The organism is Ruegeria sp. AM4, assembly GCF_056540665.1.
This window is the reverse complement of the sequence record NZ_JBQFXD010000007.1, coordinates 170231-186744: the sequence shown is the minus strand read 5'-3', so window position 1 is coordinate 186744 and position 16514 is coordinate 170231. Positions and strand designations below refer to the sequence as shown.

At 56.1% G+C, this 16514-nt stretch carries 17 protein-coding genes and 2 pseudogenes; 16 read left to right on the top strand and 3 right to left on the bottom strand.

The features are described 5' to 3' along the window. Nucleotides 1-88: 88 nt before the first annotated feature. Nucleotides 89-760: a GntR family transcriptional regulator gene (locus ACR0JA_RS14985; protein ID WP_480576331.1), complete on the bottom strand. Its 672-nt coding sequence runs from the start codon at nucleotides 758-760 to the stop codon at nucleotides 89-91. A gap of 117 nt (nucleotides 761-877) precedes the next feature. Between ACR0JA_RS14985 and ACR0JA_RS14980 the strand changes: the two genes are divergently transcribed. The 4 genes from ACR0JA_RS14980 to ACR0JA_RS14965 all read left to right on the top strand — a co-directional run bounded on the left by ACR0JA_RS14980 (nucleotide 878) and on the right by ACR0JA_RS14965 (nucleotide 4925). Further along, the gene (locus tag ACR0JA_RS14980) at nucleotides 878-1876 is read left to right on the top strand and encodes a TRAP transporter substrate-binding protein (protein WP_010437266.1); all 999 of its coding nucleotides are present in this window, start codon (nucleotides 878-880) and stop codon (nucleotides 1874-1876) included. Nucleotides 1877-1954: 78 nt separating this feature from the next. Further along, complete coding sequence (locus ACR0JA_RS14975) at nucleotides 1955-2440, top strand: TRAP transporter small permease (protein ID WP_170347550.1); 486 nt, start codon at nucleotides 1955-1957, stop codon at nucleotides 2438-2440. A gap of 10 nt (nucleotides 2441-2450) precedes the next feature. Then, the gene (locus ACR0JA_RS14970; RefSeq protein ID WP_010437263.1) at nucleotides 2451-3734 is read left to right on the top strand and encodes a TRAP transporter large permease; all 1284 of its coding nucleotides are present in this window, start codon (nucleotides 2451-2453) and stop codon (nucleotides 3732-3734) included. Between the two features lie 45 nt (nucleotides 3735-3779). Next, entirely contained in the window at nucleotides 3780-4925 is a 1146-nt protein-coding gene (locus ACR0JA_RS14965) for an alpha-hydroxy acid oxidase (RefSeq protein ID WP_480576328.1), read from the top strand. 24 nt (nucleotides 4926-4949) lie between these two features. Here the strand turns inward: ACR0JA_RS14965 and ACR0JA_RS14960 are convergent, their stop codons facing one another. Continuing rightward, a complete protein-coding gene (locus ACR0JA_RS14960) occupies nucleotides 4950-5246 on the bottom strand; it encodes a methylglyoxal synthase (protein WP_480576325.1) in 297 nt (98 codons plus the stop codon). 495 nt (nucleotides 5247-5741) lie between these two features. Here ACR0JA_RS14960 and ACR0JA_RS14955 point away from each other — a divergent pair, with 495 nt between their 5' ends. Genes ACR0JA_RS14955 through ACR0JA_RS14940 form a run of 4 tightly spaced genes read left to right on the top strand, consistent with a single transcriptional unit; the run spans nucleotide 5742 to nucleotide 9660 of the window. Beyond that, complete coding sequence (locus ACR0JA_RS14955; RefSeq protein WP_480576322.1) at nucleotides 5742-6800, top strand: ABC transporter substrate-binding protein; 1059 nt, start codon at nucleotides 5742-5744, stop codon at nucleotides 6798-6800. Nucleotides 6801-6858: 58 nt separating this feature from the next. Continuing rightward, nucleotides 6859-7947 (top strand): ABC transporter ATP-binding protein, encoded by a 1089-nt coding sequence (locus ACR0JA_RS14950; protein ID WP_480576319.1) that lies wholly within the window; start codon nucleotides 6859-6861, stop codon nucleotides 7945-7947. Next, complete coding sequence (locus tag ACR0JA_RS14945) at nucleotides 7944-8846, top strand: ABC transporter permease (protein ID WP_480576316.1); 903 nt, start codon at nucleotides 7944-7946, stop codon at nucleotides 8844-8846. Before ACR0JA_RS14950 ends, ACR0JA_RS14945 begins: the two co-directional genes overlap by 4 nt. A gap of 10 nt (nucleotides 8847-8856) precedes the next feature. Next, the gene (locus tag ACR0JA_RS14940; protein ID WP_480576313.1) at nucleotides 8857-9660 is read left to right on the top strand and encodes an ABC transporter permease; all 804 of its coding nucleotides are present in this window, start codon (nucleotides 8857-8859) and stop codon (nucleotides 9658-9660) included. Between the two features lie 8 nt (nucleotides 9661-9668). On the opposite strand, the gene ACR0JA_RS14935 is transcribed toward ACR0JA_RS14940, so the two are convergent. Beyond that, nucleotides 9669-10376 carry an IclR family transcriptional regulator gene (locus tag ACR0JA_RS14935; RefSeq protein WP_480576311.1) on the bottom strand — a complete coding sequence of 236 codons (708 nt, stop codon included), beginning with the start codon at nucleotides 10374-10376 and terminating at the stop codon, nucleotides 9669-9671. Between the two features lie 85 nt (nucleotides 10377-10461). Between ACR0JA_RS14935 and ACR0JA_RS14930 the strand changes: the two genes are divergently transcribed. From ACR0JA_RS14930 to ACR0JA_RS14895, 8 genes and pseudogenes are all read left to right on the top strand, one after another. Beyond that, complete coding sequence (locus ACR0JA_RS14930; RefSeq protein WP_480576308.1) at nucleotides 10462-11232, top strand: arginase family protein; 771 nt, start codon at nucleotides 10462-10464, stop codon at nucleotides 11230-11232. Continuing rightward, nucleotides 11225-11899: a hypothetical protein gene (locus tag ACR0JA_RS14925; RefSeq protein ID WP_480576305.1), complete on the top strand. Its 675-nt coding sequence runs from the start codon at nucleotides 11225-11227 to the stop codon at nucleotides 11897-11899. The genes ACR0JA_RS14930 and ACR0JA_RS14925 overlap by 8 nt, the downstream gene beginning before the upstream one ends. After that, on the top strand, nucleotides 11899-12774 hold the full coding sequence (locus tag ACR0JA_RS14920) for an arginase family protein (protein ID WP_480576303.1): 876 nt from the start codon (nucleotides 11899-11901) through the stop codon (nucleotides 12772-12774). Before ACR0JA_RS14925 ends, ACR0JA_RS14920 begins: the two co-directional genes overlap by 1 nt. Then, complete coding sequence (locus tag ACR0JA_RS14915) at nucleotides 12771-13781, top strand: agmatinase family protein (RefSeq protein WP_480576301.1); 1011 nt, start codon at nucleotides 12771-12773, stop codon at nucleotides 13779-13781. Before ACR0JA_RS14920 ends, ACR0JA_RS14915 begins: the two co-directional genes overlap by 4 nt. Beyond that, a complete protein-coding gene (locus ACR0JA_RS14910; RefSeq protein WP_480576298.1) occupies nucleotides 13781-14473 on the top strand; it encodes a hypothetical protein in 693 nt (230 codons plus the stop codon). The genes ACR0JA_RS14915 and ACR0JA_RS14910 overlap by 1 nt, the downstream gene beginning before the upstream one ends. Further along, entirely contained in the window at nucleotides 14470-15918 is a 1449-nt protein-coding gene (locus ACR0JA_RS14905; RefSeq protein WP_480576296.1) for an aldehyde dehydrogenase family protein, read from the top strand. Before ACR0JA_RS14910 ends, ACR0JA_RS14905 begins: the two co-directional genes overlap by 4 nt. Next, nucleotides 15915-16121: pseudogene (locus ACR0JA_RS14900) on the top strand (CoA transferase); the annotation flags it as partial. The gene ACR0JA_RS14905 and the pseudogene ACR0JA_RS14900, both read left to right, overlap by 4 nt. Further along, nucleotides 16121-16336 (top strand): annotated as a pseudogene (locus ACR0JA_RS14895) (citryl-CoA lyase); the annotation flags it as partial. The pseudogenes ACR0JA_RS14900 and ACR0JA_RS14895, both read left to right, overlap by 1 nt. Nucleotides 16337-16514 lie beyond the last annotated feature (178 nt).

The window sequence follows — 16514 nt, the reverse complement described above, 5'->3', positions numbered from 1 at the left end:
CACTTTGAACTTATGTTGCCCACGCACGCGGCATTAGATTTGCTGCCAGATGCGCTTTTGGTGAACATCGTGACCAAGTGGTGGGCACCTATGCTTGCCTTAGACCAACCAAATCGGAGTAAGAACGCTCACCGCGAGTGATTTGACGTTTGAGGGTGTTCGTTGCTGCTTTTACTTTACCCTCGTCCAATAGCGATGTGATCGCTTGATGTTCCTTGAAAGATTTCTTCGTTCGATTGGAGCGTTTGGACAGGTGTGTCCGCATAGTTTGGACGATATCACTGACTTTTTGATATCCATCCCGCAGGTAACTGTTTCCGCAGGACCTGAAAAACGCGTCGTGAAACTCGGCGTCAAGTTCCAAGTACTGTTCGAATTCATCCGTTTCCTGCGCTTCCGACATCTTCGAAACAATTGTAGACAGCTCATTGATCAGAACCGAAGGGTTCTTTTCAAGCGCCTGCTCCAAAGCTGCAGATTCTAGGATTAGCCGATACTGGCAAAGCTGCACCACGTCCTCATGAGAAAGAGAGAATACAAAGGCTCCTCGATGAGGAAAGATCTGAACGAGGCCCTGAAGATTCAAAGCTGATAGAGCTTCGCGAATCGGAGTTTTGCTGATGCCCATGGCATTTGACAACTTCACTTCCGGCAACGATTCACCCAATTGAAACGTGCCATTGATTATACCTTTTCGGATATGCTCTTCAGCAGTTTTACTCAACGAATCCGGGCGCTTAATCGGCAAAATCTCGGTCATTTTTACTTCGTCCTATTTCGTCTCTCTAACACAATAGCACATGTAAGCTTGATTTCTATATTATATCTGATATCTCAGATAATAGATCGAAAATAACTAAATCCGTGGGAGGATACCTTGTTCAAGAAATCAACATTGGCGCTTGGCGTCGTCATGTCAGCCGGGCTTGCTTTTGCAGCATCCGCTGAAACAGTCATTAAGGTTGGGCATGGCGCAGCAGAAGCGTTTCATATGCATCGCGCGCTACTGAAATTTGAAGAACTCGTCGAAGCTGGCTCGAATGGTGAGATCGACGTACAGATATTCCCTTCGTCGCAGATGGGCCCTGATCGCGAAATGATCGAAGGTGTTCAAACCGGCGTTCTGGAAATGGCCATTCCTCCTTCCTCTTTCTTCGCGGGCTGGGATCCGGCTTTTGCAGTAATTGAACTGCCCTACATGTATTCCTCCAAGGACATCGCCTTTGATGTTCTTGATGGTGATGCTGGTGATGGCATGCTTGCACGGGTCGAAAACCAGGGATTGGTAGGTCTTGGCTGGCTTGAATTGGGTGTACGCAATGTGACCAACAATGTCCGCCCGGTTGCAACCCCCGCAGATCTCGAGGGTGTCAAGCTACGTACCATGAAGGTTCCGGCGCATGTGGCGACATTCGAAACGCTCGGGGCCAACCCGACGCCAATGAACTTTGGTGAGGTCTATTCTGCTCTCCAGCAAGGCGTGATCGACGGCCAGGAAAACCCACTGGCGATCATTACCTCACAGCGTTTCTACGAGGTTCAGAAATACCTTTCGACCACGGGCCATGTCTTTGCGGTCTATATGCCCGTCATCTCCAAACCGTTCTTTGACTCGCTGTCCGCAGAGCATCAGCAACTGGTCCGGGACTCGATGGCCGCCGCACGTGAATATCAGGCTGAACTGGTCGCGAGCGAAGATGCGGAACAACTGGAACAGATTCGTGCTGCTGGTGTCGAGGTTCTGGAACTGACTGCAGAGCAGCGACAGGCCTTTGCCGACAAAACCGAAAGCGTCCGTCTGCAGTATCGCGACGAGGTTGGCGCTGAAGCCTATGACGACTGGGTAGCGGCAGTTTCCGCAGCGAGCGGAAGCTGACCCTCGGACTACTCAGCCAATACGGGCACCCGCGCCATGAAAGTTCGGGTGCCCCTTTCGTTCAAGGGGAGGTGAACGGTGTCGGTTATCAAATGGATCGATATGAATGCCGAAAAGGTCTTAGCCAGTGCACTTTTGGCCGCGATTGTCTTGTTGATCTTTGGAAATGTGTTCATGCGCTACATTCTGAATGCCTCTCTTTCATGGGGCGAAGAGCTAACGCTTTGGCTGTTTGTATGGTTTGTCTGGCTAGGCGTCAGCTATGCGTTCCACACAGGCGATCATGTGCGTATCACGGTCCTGCGTGATGTCCTAAGCGAGCGCGCAAGGCTTTACGCGGATGTTGTGATCGCGCTTCTTGTCCTTGGATTTCTGATCGTTCTGACAATTGAATGCATCAAGCTTATCCGACAGCCTTTTGTCGCCAGCCAGACTTCGGTCGTTTTGGGGCTACCGATTCCGATCCTTTATGCTTCGGCTCCGATTGGCGCTGGCCTGTCCGCGATCCGCGTCACTCAACATCTGTTCCGAACCCTGCGTCTGATCGCAGGAACCAAAGCGTGAGGAACCCGGCATGCTTGCAACAACGCTTTTCTTGACGCTCTTTGCCCTGTTGCTCTTCAGCGTGCCTATTGGCATCTGTCTGGGCTTGGCCACTATGATCGTGATGGTCTTTGTAGATGGCACACCACCCATGGTTCTTCTGGCACGGTCGGTGGTAACAGGCGCGGACTCCTTTCCTCTAATTGCCGTCCCTCTGTTCATATTGGCAGGCGACCTGATGCAACACGGCGGAATGTCTCGCCGACTGGTTGGATTTGCCAATGCGCTGATCGGTCATATCCGGGGTGGGCTGGCTTATGTGAACGTGCTCGCCTGTGTGTTTTTTGCCGCCATATCCGGCTCATCTCCTGCGACCGTAGCTGCCATCGGGTCGAACATGATCCCAGAGATGGAAAAGGTCGGCTATACGCGCAAATTCAGCGGCGCATTGACAGCATCCTCAGGAATGATCGGTGTAATGATCCCGCCAAGTATTCCCTTCATCATCTATGGTGTTACTGCCGAGGTTTCGATCGGCAAACTGTTTCTTGCAGGCGTTGTTCCTGGCATCCTTTTTGCCCTCATGTTCATGTTGGTCGCTCGTGTTCTGCTGCGAAAGGACGAGGTTGTTCAGCAATCGACGACTACGTTCTCAGGCCCGGGCGTCTGGCAGAGCTTCCGGTCTTCCATCTGGGCGCTATTGGTGCCGGTAATTATCCTTGGGGGCATCTACAGCGGTATCTTCACCCCAACCGAAGCCGGTGCCGTGGCCGTAGTCTATGCCGCTTTCATCGGCATATTCGTCTATGGCGACATCACCCTCAAGGACCTGCCAGAGGTTTTGGCGGGCAGTGCAAAGACCAGCGGGACCATTCTGATATTGGTGATCATGGCGACCGCCTTTGGCAGGTTGATCACGCTCGCAAGAATCCCGACAGAGCTCGCAACAACGATCACCAGCCTGTCCGACAACCCAATCATCATCCTGTTGCTGATCAATCTGCTGTTGTTGGTGATCGGAATGTTCATGGAGACGATTTCGTCGATCATCATCATGACGCCGATCCTGCTGCCGGTTGCAACCGCGCTGGGTGTCGATCCGATCGTTTTTGGTGTCATCTTGACGGTCAACCTGGCCATTGGGTTCTGCACACCGCCATTGGGTGTGAACCTGTTCGTGGCCAGCAGCATTTCGAAGGTTTCCATCGAAAGCCTCAGCCGGGCAATCCTGCCATTCTTTGTCGGAATGCTGATCTTGTTGATGTTCATCACCTATGTGCCCGCAATTTCCTTGGCCCTGCCATCCCTTTGGTAACCGACTGAGGAGCTTCAAACGTTAGACAACGAACAGAGGACCCGGATGGATCTGGACCTTTCCCACCCGTCGATAGAAGACCTTCGGAAAACCGCACAAAAGCGCATTCCGAAGTTTGCCTTCGAATACCTCGACAGCGCGACCGGCCGGGAGCTGGGGTTGAAGGTCAACCGGGACGCACTTGATGCCATCGGATTCATGCCGCGTGTACTATGCGGCCGAACAAAGGCCGACCTGCAAACTACATTGATGGGTCAAACTTACGATCTGCCATTCGGGATAGCACCGGTAGGCATGTCCGGCCTAATGTGGGCTGGAGCAGAGCGGATGCTTGCAAAGGCAGCGGTTGCTCACAACATTCCGTTTTCGCTGTCGAGCGTGGCGGTTGCTTCACCGGAAGATGTGGCACCTTACATTGGCAAAAATGGATGGTTTCAGCATTACCCGGTGAACTCCGGCGAGTTGCGCCGCGCGATGCTCCCGAGGATTAAGGCAGCCGGGTTTCATACGCTGATAATCACGGTGGACGTTCCAGAAGAGAGTCGGCGCGAACGACAACGCCGCGCCAATCTGACGGTGCCTCCTAAAGCTGACCTGCGCACGCTGACAGAAATGGCGTCACGACCCGCCTGGTGCCTTGCACATCTGCGCGAGGGCATCATGCCACGTATGCGGTTCTTTGACGATTACGTCCCGACCCGCGGACGAGAAAGCTTTACCCATGCAGGCGCTCTGATCCGTGGGATTCCAGATTGGGACTACCTGCGCGAACTACGGCAGGAATGGGAGGGTCACCTGATCGTCAAGGGTGTTCTGCGGTCGGAGGACGCGCAAAAAATGGTGGCCGAGGGCGTGGATTGCATCTGGGTCTCAAACCACTCCGGGCGTCAATTCGAAGCCGGACCCGCTGTGATTGACCAACTCCCGAACATCCGCGAGGCAGTCGGAACAAATGTGCCACTGATCTACGACTCTGGCGTTGCCTGGGGATTGGACATCATGCGCGCACTGGCGAAAGGTGCAGATTTCGTCATGGTCGGACGCGCCTTTCAATATGCTGTTGCAGCGTTCGGAGCACGAGGGGTCGACCATCTCGTTCACATCCTGAAGGCTGACATTGAGGCCAACATGAGCCAGCTCGGCAGCGAAAACCTCGGCAGTCTGGCAGAGCACCTTCTGAAAACCAGCTGATCTGCGCTTGCGGCGCGTGGCGTATCAGACAGGCGCGTTGTCATCCTCGTCAATCAGCCCCTTGACGATCAGATCCGCGGTTGAGCGCGAACATGCCATTGGCAGATCATATACCGTGGCGAGGCGGGTCAGAGCCTTAACGTCGACGTCGTGTGGCATGGGCGACAGAGGGTCGACGAAGAAAATCAGTGCATCCAGTTTCTCTTCACAGATCATAGCGCCGATCTGTTGGTCGCCTCCGAGTGGTCCACTTTTCAGGCAGGTCACATCTAGTTCTGAACAGGTGTTACTTGAAACGATCTCTGGTTGAGTGCGAGCCATATCTGCGGACCGAACGAACCATCATTTCAACCCGTCAGATAACCGTAATTGATCCTATGTGCAGAGAACGCCTGCGATGAGCCCAAAATGATAAATGCTGCGGCAAGGATCAATTGGCGCGTACTGTTATGAAGCTGCCAATCAAGTTTGCGTATCTAAGATATGCGAGTGAGTAATTTAGGTCCGCTCAATCCCCCGAAAGCTTCACTCGGCAACAATGAACTAGGCGATACGTAATGATCGCTTCCGTCGTCATATGCGCAATGGCGAAACGAAATCAACGCCGCACATGTGCGAGAAAAACGACGTTTGGTCGGCTTTGAGGCCTTGGAAACAGGTGGGTTTTCCATGGGGTCGAAAGAATCCTTGACCAATCCCACCATCAGCACTAGTAAAAATGAAATGGCGTTTTGCCTAACGAAACGTCAAGGGAAAATGTAGCGCCGCTCGTATCGTGGAGCCACGCGCACACCAACAGTTAGGGAGGAGCCTGACATGACAAAAAATAATCGAGAACTTACGCTCACCACGGCACTCGTGGCAGGTAGCCTTGCTATTGCCTCGCCTGCCTTTGCCGAGGGCGAGGTCGTGTTTGCGTCCTGGGGAGGCTCGTTTCAGGATGCATTGCGTTCAGCTATGCTGGAACCTGCCGCCAGCGCGTTGAATGTCACAGTTAAGGAAGATACGACCAACGGCATTCAGGACGTGCGCGCGCAGATCACTGCGGGTGCCGTCGCATGGGACGTGACAGAGCAAGATTTGCCCTCGTGTGAAACCCTGAGCCGCGAAGGCAGCCTTGAGCCGATCGATTATTCGATTGTTGACACGACAGGCATTCCCAAGGAGCTGATCCATGACAATTACATCGGATTCATCAACTTCACCAAGGTGATTGCCTATCGCAAGGATGCCTTTGGCGACAATGGCCCATCCAACTGGAAAGAGTTCTGGGATCTAGAGAAATTCCCAGGCAAGCGCGGTATGCACGGCAAGGTGAACTATAACCTCGAAGCTGCCCTGATGGCTGATGGTGTGCCGATGGCCGAGATCTATGACACGTTGGCCACAGATGACGGCAAGGCGCGCGCATGGGAAAAGCTGGGTGAGATTGCCCCCGAAGTTACCGTTTGGTACCGCGGCGGATCGCAATCGGCGCAGTTGCTGCGTGACGGTGAAGTGGACGTGATCCATATGGGCCATAACCGCGTGGAAAGCGTGATCGCGTCGGGTATTGATGTGGCCTATGCCTTTGATGGCGGAACGATGGATGTGGACTGCTTGTTGGTGCCCAAGGGGGCTCCGAACAAAGACAACGCGATGCGTCTTATCAACGAATTGCTGAGTGCGGAAGCACAGGCGCGGCTGGCGGTGACCATGCCGTTGGGACCGGTCAATTCCGGCGCGTTCGGCACCGGGATTATCTCTGAAGAGATGGCGGTCAAGGTCAACACCCATCCCGACAACTATGGCAAGCAGCTTCTGGTCGACCCAAACTTTTACATCGGCCAGCTGGGCGAATTGACCGAAGAGTTTGACACGCTGATCCAACAGTAAACCATTAGGGCGCAGCGCATCTTGTGCTGCGCCCTATTTTGTCAGGTTAGGAGCCCCCATGTCACCTGCAGCCAATTCCCTTCCCATTGATATATCCAACCTGTGCAAGGCCTACGGATCGGTCAAGGCGCTGAATGACGTGTCTTTGAACATCGCTGCGGGCGAGTTCCTGACATTGCTAGGGCCATCGGGCTCTGGCAAGACGACGCTTTTGATGGCGTTAGCCGGATTTGTGCGTCCTGATGGCGGGTCGATCAGGTTTGGCGATCAGGAAATGATTGCAACGCCGCCCCACAAGCGCGGCCTTGGCATGGTGTTCCAAAGCTACGCGTTGTTTCCATTCATGACCGTGGCGGAAAACGTGGCTTATCCGTTGAAAATTCGCGGGGTGTCCAAAGGCGATCAGAAGGCACGCGCCGCGCACGCGCTGGAGGCGGTCCAACTCGGTGGCTATGGCGATCGGCGCATCACCCAGTTGTCCGGGGGACAGAGACAGCGTGTGGCCCTTGCCCGTGCCATGGTTTTTGAGCCGCAGATCATCCTGATGGACGAGCCGTTATCCGCGCTCGACAAGAAGCTGCGCGAACATATGCAGATCGAATTGAAGGCGCTGCATGAAAAGCTGGACGCAACCGTCGTTTACGTCACCCATGACCAGCGCGAAGCCCTGACGATGTCGGACCGGATTGCGGTGGTCAATCAAGGGCGGATCGAACAGATTGCAACGCCTGAGCGGCTCTATCGCCAGCCTCATAGTTTCTTTGTGGCGGACTTTATCGGGGAATCCATTTCCTTGCCGGTGAATGTCGCCAAAGACACGGCGCAGCTTGGCGAGCGTGTGTTGAAATCCAATACTCCTATTGCGAAGGGCAGCGGAGGCCATCGTCTGATCATCCGACCCGAGTTGCTGGAAGTCACCACGGGTGCGGTGCCAGACGCCGCCAATGACCTGTCCGGTAAGGTGTATGACATCATTTATCAAGGCGACAGCGTACTGGTCATCGTTCAGCACGACAGCGCCGGTCAGATCAATGTGCGTGTGCCTGCCAATCGCGCAGGCCAGACCGGGCTGCCCTCCAAGGGTGAGCAAATCGGCCTTGCCCTGCATCCCGAAGACACGATCATCGTACCGGAACATGTGGCATGAGTTTCGCCGAGACCAATCTGGCCGCTGATACACTTCAGAACACCGCCACGCTCAAATCCGAAGAACGTCGGGAACGGCTGACTTTTCTGGGGCTTTCGATGCCTGCAGTTCTTGCCATCCTGATCGTCGTGTTCCTGCCGATTTTCTGGCTGTCTTCGCTGTCGTTCTACAATGCGGCGGGCGAGTTGAGCATGGAAAATTATGCGCGCATCTTTGAGAGCGCTTTGTATCGGCGCACCTTTGTCGTCACCTTTCAAATCAGCATTGCCGTGACCGTAATCTGTGTCCTTCTCGGATACCCGCTGTGTTACTGGCTGACAAAGATGCCCAACAAAACGGCGGCCATTCTGATGGTGTTCGTGCTGGTGCCGTTCTGGACATCGGTTCTGGTGCGCACCTATGCGTGGCTGGTGCTGTTGCAGCGCAATGGCATCATCAATTCGTCGCTGATGTCGCTTGGTATTATCGAGGAACCGCTGCAGCTCGCGCATAACCTAACGGGGTCCATCATTGGCATGGTTCATATCATGCTGCCGTTTCTGGTTTTGCCGCTTTATGCCACCATGCGCAACATTGACACCGACTTGGTTCGGGCTGCTGTGGGGCTGGGCTCTACCCCGCGCGGGGCATTCTGGCGGGTGTTTTTCCCGATGTCCCTGCCGGGGCTTTTTGCCGGTATCGTGCTGGTTTTCATCCTGTCGCTTGGGTTCTTTGTCACGCCGGCTTTGCTGGGCGGTGGCCGAGTTCAAATGCTGGCACAGCGGATAGAAAGCACCATCACAGTCTATTCGAACTGGGGGGCCGCATCAGCCCTGGGCGTGGTCCTGCTGTTGCTGGCGCTGGCGATGATTTGGCTGATGAACCGAGTTTTCGGTCTCGACAAACTCTTTATGCGCTGAGGATCTGAATATGGAACAAGTCGGACAACGCAAGATCGATGGTCTGTGGCTGACAGTGGTCGGCATCGCGGTGCTGTTCTTTCTGATCCTCCCCACGCTAATTGTGATTCCAATGTCGTTTTCGGGGGCCTCCTATCTGGAATTTCCGCCGACATCGCTCTCGTTTCGCTGGTATGTGGCCTATGTCACGTCGCCGGAATGGATGAGCGCTACAAAGACCTCGCTGATCGCGGCGGCACTTACCACGGCAATCGCGACACCCCTGGGCTCACTTTGTGCCTATGGTCTGCATTGCTCTACGCCCCGCGTTAGGAGCGTGGCGCAGATCCTTGTGATCATGCCGATTGTCGTGCCGGTAATCCTGATCGCGGTCGGTGTGTTCAGCCTTTATGCCAAGCTGGGGCTGAACTACACGCTGGCCGGGATCGTGATCGCCCACACTGCGCTGGCGCTGCCATTCGTGATTGTGACGGTGATGTCGGGATTGCAGAATTATGATTTTGATCAGGAGCTTGCAGCGCGCAGCCTGGGGGCGTCCCGTGCATACGCATTGTGGACAATCACCGTACCGCAGGTGAAATTCTCGATTCAGACAGGGGCTTTTCTGGCTTTTATCACCTCGCTCGACGAGGTTGTGATCTCGATGCTGGTCTCGGGCGGAGAAAACGCCACCATCACCCGCCGCATGTTCAATTCGTTGCGTGATCAGCTTGATCCGACAATCGCAGCGATCTCGACCTGTCTAATTGTCGTGTCCATCACGGCGCTTGTCGGCGTGCAGATGATCGGGCGTCGGAAAGACAAGGCACAATGATACGCGACTTATCTCTCGCCAAACCCCACCCGTATCTGGCGGGCGGCATCAAGAACCGCTGCGCGATACTCTTCGACGACTGCGTCATTGAAGCGGACGCGCAAGCCGGACAGGCTGATCGCGCCCAGCAATTCGTCTTCGAACCCAAGGACCGGAACCGAAAGACCGGCGACGTCGGGATCCCGTTCGCCAAGGCTGAGATAATACCCGGCCTTTCGGATGTTGGCGGCCTGTTTTCCCTGCCTGATGGAATAAGCATCCAGCACCTGGCCCGAAGAGCCCATGCTCAGCGGAATGATCTCGCCCTCTTGCACATGATCCCGCGCAAGCCTTGGCGAATTGACCCGGTAGAGGCACACGCCGGAATTACCGCGCTGCACATAAAACGACGCACTTTCGCCAGTCGACTTAACCAGATTCGCAAGCACCGGGCGCACAATAGGCCCCATACGCAGGTTCTGGCGAAACACAGAGCCCAACCGCCACAGGGAAGGGCCCAAGTGGAACAGGCCTTCGGCGTCTCGGGTGATATGGCCAAATTTTTCAAGCGACACGCTCAAACGCAGAATTGTCGCCTTGTTGACCCCGCTGCGGTCCGCAACCTCCTTCAAAGAGAGTCCTGCATCGCCGGGCTCAAAGATGTCCAACACACGCAATGCGCGCTCAACCGCTTCGACACCACCATTGGCGTCAGGGGTTCGGGGCTTGTCGGGCATAGGCAGACCTTTCGACGCAATTCCGTCGTTTTTTATAGCCGGTTCGAGCGTAATTGGAAATCGCAAATAATGAAGGCGTTTGGTAATGAATAGCGCTCAGAAACAAATGATAACAAGTGGTTATGCTGATCTTCCCTTTGGCGAGTTTTCGCAATGCGAGGCAGGAAGCGTCGGGGTTTTGGGTGTTCCAAGCGAAGTCGATAGCGGGCCTCGTTCCGGCGCCTCTTTGGCACCGGATGCGTTGCGCAAGATGACAGGGCAGCTTGGGGCCTGCATGCCTGTAAATGGTCGGGATCTCGGCAATCTGGACCTGTCGGGCGATTGGCCCGGCGTATTGAAACAGCTAGTGGCACAAATGGCGGATCGCGACATTGTACCCGTTGTACTGGGCGGCGCGGCAGATGTTGCCTCGTCGGTGCTACAGGCCTTCCCTGACTTGCCGGTTGTTGCGGCCATGCCGATGGGACGGCGTGATCTCATAGAGCGATCTGCAAACACTACCTGGGTGGGTTTAAACGGCGGGCAACCTGCCGATGTCTGGGATCAGATCAGCCAGCGCAAAATGGCATGGCGTACCGCCCGGCAGTTGGATGAAGGGCACGCCGACTTTTCTGACATGTCCGAGCGTGCTGTTCTCTGGATCGACATGTCGGTCATTGATCTGGGGCATGCGGCCGGTACCGTCGGACTTAACCCCGGCGGGATGAAACCCGAAACACTCGTATCGGTCATCGGGGCAATGTCCTGTCGCTGGCAGGCGATCGTGATCACTGGCCTTGCGCCTTCGCTCGATACGCGGGGTATGTCGGAACTGGCGGCCATCGAAACCCTGAACGCGGCGTTGCACAATGGGTGAAGCGGCGCTCATACGGTTTGACACGATCCCTAGTTTTCTGGGCGTATCTGTTGGCGATCTGGAAGATCTCACGCCTGGGCAGGTCGCGATAGCGGGGTATTTTTGCGACAATCTCGCCCGGCCAGCGGCGGGGCAACGCTATCTCGCACGGCAGCTACGATACGCCTCCCGTCCTGAAAAAGCACCCGCAAATGCGATTGATCTAGGGGATGTGAATGTATTTCCGCTCGAGCGGGACAAGCATTTTTCCGCAGTTACCGCTCAATGCGCAGCGGTTCTGGAAACCTGCGCGCGCATGGTGCTGGTTGGCGGCGATTCCAGCGGTCTGGAAGCTCTTGGCGTTGCTGCACAAAAGGTCACAGGTGCGGATGTTCCTGTCATTCCGGTTTCAGGCGGCGTGGCGGGCCAATTGTCCCACACCCAACCGGTCATCCTGTCTGTGGATTTACAAGAGCTTGCGGGCAAATGGGTATCGCACCCGCGTCACCTGACCGGGATGTCACCCGCACAGATGATCGCTCAAATTGACGCTACCCCAGGCGATGTCATTGCCGCAGCAATTTTCGGACTTGCCCCGGAATTGGACATTCGTGGTGGAGCTGAGACCCGCGCCGCGCTGGCGATCTTGCAGGCGGTGACTGAACGTCTTGAGAAAGGAGCAGGCTGATGCCTTTACGATCGGCCCCATTGCCGCGCATGGCAGGGCATCTATCGTTCATGCGCGCGCAGACCAAAGCAATCGGTGATATCAAGCCCGGCGATCTGGCGGTACTGGGCGTCCCGTTCGAAGACACCAGCGCACCGCATGCCGGGCAATCCCTGGCGCCGCGTGCATTGCGCGAAACCTCGGTCTATTTCGGTTGGCACGCAAACCCGCAATTCAGTCACCCCGTAGATATCGATGCACGTCAGGACATTAATACCGACGGCCTGCACGAACGGCTATGTGACCTTGGAGATATAGCGCCGGGGTCCGATGACGCGGTTCACGCGTCATTGAAGGCGGCAACAAGTCGGATCAGCCGCAATGGTGCCTGTGCCATAATATTGGGTGGTTCGGATCGCATGTCTGAGACAGTGCAGAGCGCGATACCCAATTGTCAGACCGCGCACCTTGGCGGTACGCCAGATGATGCGCGCGATTTTCATGTAGCGCCCTTGCCGAATGGGCGGGGCACGCCCTGCAACATGGATACAGCCGCGCAGCGTGCAGCGTTTTCCAGGTGGCGGGATGCATCAAGGCCGCTGTTTGTGCGGTTTGATCTGTCCGTGTTTGAAACATCACTCAGCGCGCTTTGCGATCAGCCCCGGTTAGGGGGCTGCGATCTTGAGACAGTGGTGCAATGGCTTGAGCTTTTGGGACAGCAGGAAGTCAATGCCGTCATGTTGACCGGCCTGAATCCGAACAGGCCTGGAATGGGTGTGGTGAAAGTTGGCCAACGCCTGATGGTCACGGCTCTTCTGGCATTTATCTATGCGCGCCTCGGATTTGGAATTGAAAATCCGGGTCGCCAAACTTCCGAGGAATATGTACTGACATGACTGCAGCGATTTCAACATTCCACCCGCCCCTGACTCAACCGGGATATCGACTGTTTGATGGGCCTTTGCGCGACGTGACAGACGCCCACGCGGATCAGATCGGCGTTGTGGGCATGCCGAGCGACTGGACACATTCCAGCCGCCTTGGAACAAGGTTCGGCCCCGAAGCATTGCGCAGGGCGACAAGTCTTCTGCAATCTTTGCGTCCGCAGGGAGTCAGCTTTGATCCAGATACAAGCCGCCATACCGTGCCTGCAATCGACTGGCTGATCGATTGCGGTGACGCAGAGATCACCGCGCATGACGTTGATGCAACGACCGAAGCCATCGCAGCAATGACCGAAACGCTGACCGTTGCAGGGGCGATCCCTCTAGCACTAGGCGGTGATCACTATAACAGCTTCCCGGCCTGTCTGGGCTATTCCCGTGGGCTGGCCAAACGTGCTCCAAACGCGCGTTTTGGGTATATCCAGATCGACGGTCATCTGGACTTCTCAGACCGGCTGGGCGCATGGGGCAGCCACAACCATGCAACCAATGCACGTCGGATTTCTGAACTGCCCAACACTGATGTGTCCAATATGGTCTGGATCGGCATCACGGGCTGGGTCGATGGCGGCGATCTGGCGCTCATCGAAGAACAGGGCGGTCGGGTGTTTTCAGCGGGCGATGTGCAAAAACTCGGCGCGGCCGAGGTGATGCGTCAGGCCCTTGCGCATGCCATGCAGGGCTGCGACGAGCTTTATCTGTCTATCGACATCGACGCGATGGACGCCGGCTACCTTCCCGGCACAGGCTCCATCGTGCATAGCGGCATTACACCACGTCAGTACTACGATCTGCTGGATGGATTGGCCGAGGCCCCCTTGCGCGGGTTGGACATTGTCGAGGTCTCACCACCGCTCGATCCCTCACAACGCACGGAATTCCTTTCGGCGGAAATGCTGTTCCGGGTTTTGCGCCGCTTTCGCACTCGTCCTGTGACTGGACCTGTGACAGAGCAATGATGGAATATATCGGAACCAGTCAACTGGGCGGGCTATCACATGCGGGACAGATCCTTGCCCCGGCAACCCGGCCTTGGATCACGGATCTTACAGCGCTTTGCCCTTATGAGGGTCTGCACCCCGGTAACCTCCCGGAATTTGAACGTGACCCGGATTGGGGCAACTGGACGCTCACGGACAGCCCCAAAGACCCGACCAAACGCCTGAACTGGCATGTGTTTAAACAAAGAAACACCCGGTATCTGGTGGCCGACCGGATGCTTATGAGCCGCATCAGCTGGCAGGATCTGGACGATGCCGGGTATGTCTATGGCACAGAGGTTTCGATTGATGGCAGGCAGTTTCACTGCCGGTTGCTTACCGGCGGTGATACGCCCTGTGATGACCCCTATCAGGGTGCGACCAGGCCCAATGAATGGGATGCGTTAGTGGGCAGTGTCGCCGTGTCGAACGCGCCTCAGCCTGACCCCGCCAATAGCGCAGCCCCACTTAGCCCGGATCATCTGACCTCGCCTCATAACCGTTTGTGGAACTGGTTCGGGGCGGTCAGTTGGACGGCCGAACCCGTCGCCAGCCGTGCGGACGGACGTGTGTGCCGGGGTTATCACGGCCCGACCTATTTTTATGTGAACACTGTAGACCACCGGCATGAAGATATCGGGTGGCGACCGGTTCTTGAGGAAGTGCAATGACTGTAGACTCCTTTCCCAACTATATCGCCGGAACATGGGCCTCTGGCTGCAATGCTGCCCGCAATATCAACCCGTCTGATCTGAACGACACAATCGGAGATTATACGCAGGCAAGTGCCAGCCAGACGGTTGAAGCGATCGAGGCTGCGGCTGCCGCCTTTCCGAAATGGCGTGCAACGTCGCCACTGGTCCGGTTCGAAGCGCTGGACCGCATCGGGTCGGAAATCCTTGCTCGCGTGGACGAGCTGGGCGACATGCTGGCCCGCGAAGAGGGCAAAACCCTGTCCGAGGCCAAGGCCGAAGCGCATCGTGCCGGGCATTTGTTCAAATATTTCGCGGCCGAAGCGTATCGAGCAACGGGCGACGCTTACCAATCTCTGCGTGAAGGTGTGTCGCTTAAGGTTATACGCGAACCCATCGGCGTTGTGGGCGTGATAACACCGTGGAATTTCCCGCTGGCGATCCCGGCATGGAAAATTGCACCTGCTCTGGCTTATGGCAATACGGTTGTGTTCAAACCCGCCGAACTGGTTCCCGGATCGGCCTGGATGTTGTCTGACATCATTGCCCGTGCGGGCCTGCCCGAGGGTGTGTTCAATCTTGTGATGGGCAAAGGCCGTGAAGTCGGGGAGGCGATCGTTACGCACCCCAAAGTTTCCGGTGTCACGTTCACCGGCTCCACACCTGTCGGCCGCAACATGGGGGCTGCGCTATTCGTCCGAGGGGCCAAGATGCAGCTTGAGATGGGGGGCAAGAACCCGTTGGTCGTGCTGGATGACGCGCATCTGGATCTGGCGGTTCATTGCGCTCTACAGGGTAGCTTTTTCTCAACCGGGCAACGATGCACGGCCTCCTCCCGCCTGATCGTCACCGAGGGTATTCACGACGCATTTGTTGGTCGACTTTGTGCGGCCATGAAAGACCTCAGAATCGGCGATGCGCGCGCGCCGGAAACCCAGATTGGCCCGGTGGCCAGTGAAGCGCAGCTGGCCATTGACAAAAGCTACATCGAGGGTGCTGTGTCTGACGGCTCAACACTTGCCACAGGCGGCGGCGATGTAGGGGCGACAACGCCTGGGTATTACCTTGCTCCAGCCCTGTTTACCGATGTGTCACCACAGGCAGCCGTGGCTCGTGACGAGATCTTTGGCCCAATCGCGGCTGTGTTGCGCGTGCCGGACTATGATGCGGCTCTTGCCACGGCCAACGACTGCGAATTCGGTTTGTCTGCGGGCATCGTCACGCGGGATGTAGCCAAAATCGACCATTTCTCGGAGAACGCCGAGGCAGGCATGATACAGGTCAATCTGCCCACAGCTGGCATGGATTTTCACGCACCATTTACGGGCCGAAAAGGATCCTCCTATGGCGCGCCGGAAAAAGGCAGCTATTGCCGCGAGTTCTTCACCGCAGCCAAGGTTGTACACGAGGGACGTGGACAATGACGCAGGCACCTTTGAAGGGCATTCGCATTCTTGATCTGACCAATGTGCTGTTCGGTCCGTTCCGCTGTCATCAACTGGCGCATATGGGCGCAGAGGTGATCAAAGTGGAAGCAGCTGGTCGTGGCGATCTTGCCCGGCAACTGGGGGCTGATCCTGCCTTGAATGCTGCGGGAGTGGGCGTGTCATTCTTAGCCCAAAACGCGGTACTGAGATAGCAATGAATATCGATGGGGCCACGGCTGTTATCTTTTGCGAGCTGAGTTTTCCACCACCGTTCTCGCGTGGTCTGTTCTGTCTCTCCCGCTCGGTCGGCGTCTTGTCTCATGGCTGGGAACAGATGCAGCAGGGCGGCCGGAACAAAGGACCGATGCCACCGAGTTTTCTGCCAGACTACACTGGCGTGAAATCGGAAGGTTAAGCCGATGTACCCTCTGAAGACCAAAAGTGTTTGTTGCGGTTGAGCGTGTGGCTTGCGCAAAATCCACACCATAGAGTTAGAGGCAATTGTCATATATCAAAGGTCACCCGACCTCGATGAACATCTAAGGCTCGGCCGCCGCAGTTTACGCCGAGCCTGGCTTCATAGCCCCATTCGC

Excerpts from the sequence above, each read along its gene's own strand:
- ACR0JA_RS14970 (WP_010437263.1), top strand. The coding sequence starts at position 2,451 with ATGCTTGCAACAACGCTTTTCTTGACGCTCTTTGCCCTGTTGCTCTTC.
- ACR0JA_RS14940 (WP_480576313.1), top strand. The coding sequence starts at position 8,857 with ATGGAACAAGTCGGACAACGCAAGATCGATGGTCTGTGGCTGACAGTG.
- ACR0JA_RS14925 (WP_480576305.1), top strand. The coding sequence starts at position 11,225 with ATGGGTGAAGCGGCGCTCATACGGTTTGACACGATCCCTAGTTTTCTG.
- ACR0JA_RS14935 (WP_480576311.1), bottom strand. The coding sequence starts at position 10,376 with ATGCCCGACAAGCCCCGAACCCCTGACGCCAATGGTGGTGTCGAAGCG.
- ACR0JA_RS14955 (WP_480576322.1), top strand. The coding sequence starts at position 5,742 with ATGACAAAAAATAATCGAGAACTTACGCTCACCACGGCACTCGTGGCA.
- ACR0JA_RS14965 (WP_480576328.1), top strand. The coding sequence starts at position 3,780 with ATGGATCTGGACCTTTCCCACCCGTCGATAGAAGACCTTCGGAAAACC.
- ACR0JA_RS14915 (WP_480576301.1), top strand. The coding sequence starts at position 12,771 with ATGACTGCAGCGATTTCAACATTCCACCCGCCCCTGACTCAACCGGGA.
- ACR0JA_RS14930 (WP_480576308.1), top strand. The coding sequence starts at position 10,462 with ATGAATAGCGCTCAGAAACAAATGATAACAAGTGGTTATGCTGATCTT.
- ACR0JA_RS14945 (WP_480576316.1), top strand. The coding sequence starts at position 7,944 with ATGAGTTTCGCCGAGACCAATCTGGCCGCTGATACACTTCAGAACACC.
- ACR0JA_RS14950 (WP_480576319.1), top strand. The coding sequence starts at position 6,859 with ATGTCACCTGCAGCCAATTCCCTTCCCATTGATATATCCAACCTGTGC.
- ACR0JA_RS14985 (WP_480576331.1), bottom strand. The coding sequence starts at position 760 with ATGACCGAGATTTTGCCGATTAAGCGCCCGGATTCGTTGAGTAAAACT.
- ACR0JA_RS14905 (WP_480576296.1), top strand. The coding sequence starts at position 14,470 with ATGACTGTAGACTCCTTTCCCAACTATATCGCCGGAACATGGGCCTCT.
- ACR0JA_RS14960 (WP_480576325.1), bottom strand. The coding sequence starts at position 5,246 with ATGGCTCGCACTCAACCAGAGATCGTTTCAAGTAACACCTGTTCAGAA.
- ACR0JA_RS14920 (WP_480576303.1), top strand. The coding sequence starts at position 11,899 with ATGCCTTTACGATCGGCCCCATTGCCGCGCATGGCAGGGCATCTATCG.
- ACR0JA_RS14910 (WP_480576298.1), top strand. The coding sequence starts at position 13,781 with ATGGAATATATCGGAACCAGTCAACTGGGCGGGCTATCACATGCGGGA.